This is a genomic window from Bacillus pseudomycoides DSM 12442, assembly GCF_000161455.1.
Taxonomy (GTDB): Bacteria; Bacillota; Bacilli; order Bacillales; family Bacillaceae_G; genus Bacillus_A; species Bacillus_A pseudomycoides.
Map to the genome: position 1 here is coordinate 5,771,632 of NZ_CM000745.1, position 1,357 is coordinate 5,772,988.

Annotated in this window: 2 protein-coding genes and 1 pseudogene; all 3 read left to right on the top strand. The window is 35.2% G+C overall.

What is annotated here, in order from left to right; translation table 11 throughout:
• Positions 1-448 (top strand): serine hydrolase (locus tag BPMYX0001_RS29120; protein ID WP_033799589.1); only part of this gene is annotated, 448 nt, incomplete at its 5' end.
• A 462-nt stretch (positions 449-910) separates the two neighbouring features.
• A complete protein-coding gene (locus tag BPMYX0001_RS29125; protein ID WP_006097732.1) occupies positions 911-1,102 on the top strand; it encodes a hypothetical protein in 192 nt (63 codons plus the stop codon).
• 55 nt (positions 1,103-1,157) lie between these two features.
• Positions 1,158-1,348, top strand: a pseudogene (locus BPMYX0001_RS34810) (hypothetical protein).
• The last annotated feature ends 9 nt before the right edge of the window (positions 1,349-1,357 follow it).

The window sequence follows — 1,357 nt, forward strand, 5'->3', positions numbered from 1 at the left end:
TGGCAATTCAAGCGTTATTCCAGGCACCAAGCATGCTCGTGGATATTTCCAACCAGACGGAGCAAGTGAGCTAAAAGACGTTACTTATTATAACCCAAGTATAGCTAGCTCGGCTGGAGATATGATTTCTACTGCTGACGACTTAAACAAATTCTTCTCTTACTTACTCAGTGGCAAATTACTGAAGGAACAGCAATTAAAACAAATGCTTACTACAGTTCCAACAGGAAGTGCTGAAATCGGCGGATATGGTCTTGGAATCTATGAAACTAAGCTTCCAAACGGTGTCTCGATATGGGGACACACAGGTAGCATTCCAGGGTTTGTTACTTTTGCTGGGGGTACACTTGGAGGCAAGCATACGTTGGCCGTCAATTTGAACAGTATGGGTAAAGCTAACAGTCCTGATTGTTTTAAAAATATTTTACTTGCTGAATTTAGCAAGTAGGTAAAAAGGAAAAACGAATAAATTTTGTCATAGTTTTTATAAATATACCTTTCTGGTTCAAAAACTCCCAACTTACTCTAAAAAAATTGGGAGTTTTTGGGATTTTGTTGACAACCCAATGCTATTAAGCTAATAAAACAAAATCCTCCCTAAAATGAAAAAATACGCTATTCTTTCTGTAGAATCATAGGAAAGGATGGCGTGTTTGTATGTCTATTTCTGTATCTGATGAATTACAACTATTTGCTCAAGAAGTTCAAAGTTTCTTCTCCATATACTTCTGTTTTCAAGCGTATTCGTATTTTAGATTCAACGGCATTTCAACTCCCAGATTCCTTTTCGTTCGTTTATCCAGGTGCAGGAGGATGCGGAAACATTTAATATTCAAATAAGAGGATATTTATGTTGAAAAATAGAATTTTTACCTTTGGTGGGTAATTTAAACTAAGGGGTATAAATTCGGTGCGAAGAGAAAAGGTTTTGTTAAGGCAATGGAAGGCGGATTTACAAGCTGTTCAAGAAGAGAAGCGGTTGAAGAAGAAGACTAAGAAAAAGAATAAGAAATATAGCATTCCTGGCAATACAGCTGACTTTATGAATGGCAAGAACACTTATCGTAAAAAGAATGGGGTATGGAAACAGAGAAATAAATAATGTGAGGATAAATGAGTTTGATTAAGTTTATAGCAATAAAACCAACGCATATCATATGAAATATTGCATATCGAAATGTATTGATATATATATGTAAGCGCTTACTATAATAGGAGTATAAAGATTTACAACATCTTACTATACAAAATAAGAGGAGGAAATAATATGGCAATCGCAATGGCAGTTTTAAAATTTGTAGGTGGAATCATCCCATTCGTAGCAGAACTTCTAAAAGCAGTAATGTAGGTTCATTAT